Here is a 5,870-nt window from a genome sequence, read left to right as displayed (position 1 = left end):
GCTGTTTGACATTGATGGATGACTGAAGAGATATGTGGGCGGTTTGGTTCGTTTCGACGGATTGATCGTCTGTATATCGCGCTCTTAGCGCTGCGTTTCGAATTTGGGTTGGGGTCGATGATCCTGCGTTCAAGTATCGAAGCGGTAGTGCGATGATGGAGTGTCAGCTTCACTGTTTGGTGGTGCAACGTTTCTTTTGGAACGGATGTACATCAGACAGATGACTTTTGGTTGTACTCTTGGCTAGCCGGCCGAGGGTGTCGCTTAAACGTGCTCGAGTGGCCGGATAGGCGGTAGCACAACCAAAGATGTGCAGAGGTTCGACTGTCATGGAATGCCGGTAACGGCATTTTAACTTGAGAGTTTGATCCTGGCTCAGAACGAACGCTGGCGGCAGGCCTAACACATGCAAGTCGAGCGCGCCCTTCGGGGTGAGCGGCGGACGGGTTAGTAACGCGTGGGAACGTACCCTTTGGTAGGGAATAGCCACTGGAAACGGTGAGTAATACCCTATGAGCCCTTCGGGGGAAAGATTTATCGCCAAAGGATCGGCCCGCGTTAGATTAGGTAGTTGGTGGGGTAATGGCCTACCAAGCCTACGATCTATAGCTGGTTTTAGAGGATGATCAGCAACACTGGGACTGAGACACGGCCCAGACTCCTACGGGAGGCAGCAGTGGGGAATCTTGGACAATGGGGGCAACCCTGATCCAGCCATGCCGCGTGAGTGAAGAAGGCCTTAGGGTCGTAAAGCTCTTTCGCCTGTGAAGATAATGACGGTAGCAGGTAAAGAAACCCCGGCTAACTCCGTGCCAGCAGCCGCGGTAATACGGAGGGGGTTAGCGTTGTTCGGAATTACTGGGCGTAAAGCGCGCGTAGGCGGATTGGAAAGTTGGGGGTGAAATCCCGGGGCTCAACCCCGGAACTGCCTCCAAAACTCCCAGTCTTGAGTTCGAGAGAGGTGAGTGGAATTCCGAGTGTAGAGGTGAAATTCGTAGATATTCGGAGGAACACCAGTGGCGAAGGCGGCTCACTGGCTCGATACTGACGCTGAGGTGCGAAAGTGTGGGGAGCAAACAGGATTAGATACCCTGGTAGTCCACACCGTAAACGATGAATGCCAGTCGTCGGGTAGCATGCTGCTCGGTGACACACCTAACGGATTAAGCATTCCGCCTGGGGAGTACGGCCGCAAGGTTAAAACTCAAAGGAATTGACGGGGGCCCGCACAAGCGGTGGAGCATGTGGTTTAATTCGAAGCAACGCGCAGAACCTTACCAACCCTTGACATCCCGGGACCGCCAGAGAGATCTGGTTTCCACTTCGGTGGCTCGGTGACAGGTGCTGCATGGCTGTCGTCAGCTCGTGTCGTGAGATGTTCGGTTAAGTCCGGCAACGAGCGCAACCCACACCCTTAGTTGCCAGCATTTGGTTGGGCACTCTAGGGGAACTGCCCGTGATAAGCGGGAGGAAGGTGTGGATGACGTCAAGTCCTCATGGCCCTTACGGGTTGGGCTACACACGTGCTACAATGGCAGTGACAATGGGTTAATCCCAAAAAACTGTCTCAGTTCGGATTGGGGTCTGCAACTCGACCCCATGAAGTCGGAATCGCTAGTAATCGCGTAACAGCATGACGCGGTGAATACGTTCCCGGGCCTTGTACACACCGCCCGTCACACCATGGGAGTTGGGTCTACCCGAAGACGGTGCGCCAACCTTTCGAGGAGGCAGCTGGCCACGGTAGGCTCAGCGACTGGGGTGAAGTCGTAACAAGGTAGCCGTAGGGGAACCTGCGGCTGGATCACCTCCTTTCTAAGGATGATCCTGGCTGAATGGCTTGCCATTCACGTGGATCACTTAGCAGAAGATCAACAAACAAAGTTGGTCAAACTCCGGACCGGACCGTCCTCATATCTCTTCAGACAACCGCGTGAGCGCCTGCTCATGCAACATCGGTTTTGCTTCAGGCAAGCTGGCCCTCTCGGCAGATTTGCTTTGCAAATCGCCTGCCGGGCGACGCCGATTTTGCAAAGCAAAATCAGCTGGGTCGGTAGCTCAGGTGGTTAGAGCGCACGCCTGATAAGCGTGAGGTCGGAGGTTCAAGTCCTCCTCGACCCACCAACATCCCTCGGGGTGATTATGGGGCCTTAGCTCAGCTGGGAGAGCGCCTGATTTGCATTCAGGAGGTCAGGAGTTCGATCCTCCTAGGCTCCACCATATTCCTCGATTTGACCGCCAAGCACTGTGTCAGTGTTTGGCCGTCCAATCGGACTGTGCTTCTACGGAAGCGTTGACATCGTTTAGAGAGAAATCAATCAACTCTGTTTGATCGCACCGCGTGAGGTGCTGATCTCAGCGGGTTCTGCTCTCGTCCTCAAGTAGCCGAATAGGCGGTAGGACACATATATGTCCTCAAGTAGCCGAACAGGCGGTAGGACATATAAAAGAGAGCAGAAGGCGTGGATTGGGTCTAGCCGGCTCGATCTGACGTATCCCTGTTGAAACGAACAGACGTTGTCCAAGTCAAGTACACTAACCCGGTGCGGTCCGCGAGGATACGCACCAATATGTTCAGCCCTGACGGGCTGAGCGGGAAAAGTGGCTTTTGGTTCAGAAGAAGGCCTGGTCGAACCAGCCCGGGCCGTGAAAGTTCAGTCTTTCTTTTTCTGGATCGAATCAAGCGCGAGAAGGGCGTTTGGTGGATGCCTTGGCAGCAAGAGGCGATGAAGGACGTGATACTCTGCGATAAGTCATGGGGAGCCGAGAATAGGCTTTGATCCATGAATCTCCGAATGGGGCAACCCACCTGAATGTTTGTTATTGTTAGCCTCGCTATCAATAATGAGCATGAACAGGTACTTAAGACCTGAATACATAGGGTTTTAAGAGCAAACCCGGGGAACTGAAACATCTAAGTACCCGGAGGAAAGGAAATCAATTGATACTCCCCTAGTAGTGGCGAGCGAACGGGGACCAGCCGAGCCTTGAGAATGAGAAGAACATGTTGGGAAGCATGGCCACAGCGGGTGACAGCCCCGTATTCGAAGTTCGATGGGACGTATTAAGTAGGGCGGGACACGTGAAATCCTGTCTGAAGATCGGAGGACCACCTTCGAAGGCTAAGTACTCCTTGCTGACCGATAGCGAACCAGTACCGTGAGGGAAAGGTGAAAAGCACCCCGACGAGGGGAGTGAAACAGTACCTGAAACCGGACGCCTACAAGCAGTCGGAGGGACCTAGCGTCCTGACGGCGTACCTTTTGTATAATGGGTCATCGACTTGGTCTCACGAGCAAGCTTAAGCCGTTAGGTGTAGGCGCAGCGAAAGCGAGTCTTAATAGGGCGTCGAGTTCGTGGGATCAGACCCGAAACCGAGTGATCTAGGCATGGCCAGGTTGAAGGCAAGGTAACACTTGCTGGAGGACCGAACCCACATCCGTTGAAAAGGATCGGGATGAGCTGTGCCTAGGGGTGAAAGGCCAATCAAACTCGGAGATAGCTGGTTCTCCGCGAAATCTATTTAGGTAGAGCGTCATCCGAATACCCCGGGGGGTAGAGCACTGGATGGGTAATGGGGCCCCACAGGCTTACTGATCCTAACCAAACTCCGAATACCCGGGAGTACTAGATGGCAGACACACTGCGGGTGCTAACGCCCGTAGTGGAGAGGGAAACAACCCTGACCTCCAGCTAAGGCCCCCAATTCATGGCTAAGTGGGAAAGCAGGTGGGATGTCCAAAACAACCAGGAGGTTGGCTTAGAAGCAGCCATCCTTTAAAGATAGCGTAACAGCTCACTGGTCTAATCAAGACGTCCTGCGGCGAAGATGTAACGGGGCTCAAGCCATGAGCCGAAGCTGAGGATGCCGCAAGGCATGGTAGCGGAGCGTAGTGTGACATAGGACTTGTCCTGTATTGCCGCCGGTCATTTGACGCGAGAAATCGCGCTCAAGTAGCCGAATAGGCGGTAGCGCAGGATAGAGTCCTTTCGATGAAGCGGGCGCGTGAGCGATCCCGTGGAGAGATCACTAGCGAGAATGATGACATGAGTAGCGACAAAGAGTGTGAGAGACACTCTCGCCGAAAGTCCAAGGGTTCCTGCTTAAAGCTAATCTGAGCAGGGTAAGCCGGCCCCTAAGCCGAGGCCGAAAGGCGTAGGCGATGGGAACCAGGTTAATATTCCTGGGCCAGGAGGATGTGACGGATCACGGATGTAGTTCGACCTTATCGGATTGGTCGGGCTGCTGAGTGGTCCCTGGAAATAGCCCTCCATCAGACCGTACCCTAAACCGACACAGGTGGACTGGTAGAGAATACCAAGGCGCTTGAGAGAACGATGTTGAAGGAACTCGGCAAAATACCTCCGTAAGTTCGCGAGAAGGAGGCCCGGGTTCAAGGCAACTTGGATCCGGGGGCACAAACCAGGGGGTGGCGACTGTTTATTAAAAACACAGGGCTCTGCGAAGTCGCAAGACGACGTATAGGGTCTGACGCCTGCCCGGTGCCTGAAGGTTAAAAGGAGGGGTGCAAGCTCCGAATTGAAGCCCAGGTAAACGGCGGCCGTAACTATAACGGTCCTAAGGTAGCGAAATTCCTTGTCGGGTAAGTTCCGACCTGCACGAATGGCGTAACGACTTCCCCGCTGTCTCCAACATCGACTCAGCGAAATTGAATTGCCTGTCAAGATGCAGGCTTCCCGCGGTTAGACGGAAAGACCCCGTGCACCTTTACTACAGCTTCGCACTGGCATCAGGATTGTGATGTGCAGGATAGGTGGTAGGCTTTGAAGCAGGAACGCCAGTTCCCGTGGAGCCTCCCTTGAGATACCACCCTTCGCACTCTTGATGTCTAACCGCGGTCCGTCATCCGGATCCGGGACCCTGCGTGGCGGGTAGTTTGACTGGGGCGGTCGCCTCCTAAAGCGTAACGGAGGCGCGCGAAGGTTGGCTCAGAGCGGTCGGAAATCGCTCGTTGAGTGCAATGGCAGAAGCCAGCCTGACTGCAAGACTGACAAGTCGAGCAGAGACGAAAGTCGGCCATAGTGATCCGGTGGTCCCGAGTGGAAGGGCCATCGCTCAACGGATAAAAGGTACGCCGGGGATAACAGGCTGATACTGCCCAAGAGTCCATATCGACGGCAGTGTTTGGCACCTCGATGTCGGCTCATCTCATCCTGGGGCTGGAGCAGGTCCCAAGGGTACGGCTGTTCGCCGTTTAAAGAGGTACGTGAGCTGGGTTTAGAACGTCGTGAGACAGTTCGGTCCCTATCTGCCGTGGGTGTAGGATACTTGAGAGGAGTTGCCCCTAGTACGAGAGGACCGGGGTGAACGATCCACTGGTGGACCTGTTGTTGCGCCAGCAGCAGTGCAGGGTAGCTATGATCGGACAGGATAACCGCTGAAGGCATCTAAGCGGGAAGCCCCCCTCAAAACAAGGTATCCCTGAGGGCCGTGGAAGACCACCACGTCAATAGGCCGGAGATGTAAGCGCAGCAATGCGTTCAGTTGACCGGTACTAATCGCCCGATAGGCTTGATCCGATCCAGTAACAGAAAGACTGATCATCAAGAACCAAAAGCACCAAAAAACTTGGACAACACGTGACAATCCAAAACTGGATTGCACCCGATTGATAAAACCGAGTGGGGCCACAGTTTGCTGCGCAAACCGTTTACCCCCACCCGTCGCGATCCGCAAAAGGCGGATACGCAACGTGAGTATTTATTCGGTTTGGTGGTCATAGCGAGCGCAATACACCCGGTCCCTTCCCGAACCCGGAAGTTAAGTGCCTCCGCGCCAATGGTACTCGGGCTCAAGCCCCGGGAGAGTAGGTCACCGCCAAACCTAATAAATACTCAATTCTCTCTAA

The 5,870-nt window shown here is 54.4% G+C and carries 2 tRNA genes and 3 rRNA genes; all 5 read left to right on the top strand.

Annotated elements, in window-relative coordinates:
- Nucleotides 1-352: 352 nt before the first annotated feature.
- A 16S ribosomal RNA gene (locus tag MB818_RS21490) occupies nt 353-1,815 on the top strand.
- Nucleotides 1,816-2,047: 232 nt separating this feature from the next.
- A tRNA-Ile gene (locus tag MB818_RS21485) sits at nt 2,048-2,124 on the top strand.
- Between the two features lie 20 nt (nt 2,125-2,144).
- Nucleotides 2,145-2,220, top strand: a tRNA-Ala gene (locus MB818_RS21480).
- Between the two features lie 457 nt (nt 2,221-2,677).
- A 23S ribosomal RNA gene (locus MB818_RS21475) occupies nt 2,678-5,541 on the top strand.
- Nucleotides 5,542-5,730: 189 nt separating this feature from the next.
- Nucleotides 5,731-5,845, top strand: a 5S ribosomal RNA gene (gene rrf, locus MB818_RS21470).
- Together the 16S, 23S and 5S rRNA genes with 2 tRNA genes alongside form the textbook arrangement of a ribosomal RNA operon.
- The last annotated feature ends 25 nt before the right edge of the window (nt 5,846-5,870 follow it).

The organism is Ruegeria alba, assembly GCF_022321465.1.
Lineage (GTDB): Bacteria > Pseudomonadota > Alphaproteobacteria > Rhodobacterales > Rhodobacteraceae > Ruegeria_B > Ruegeria_B alba.
This window is presented reverse-complemented; position numbering and strand designations above follow the sequence as displayed.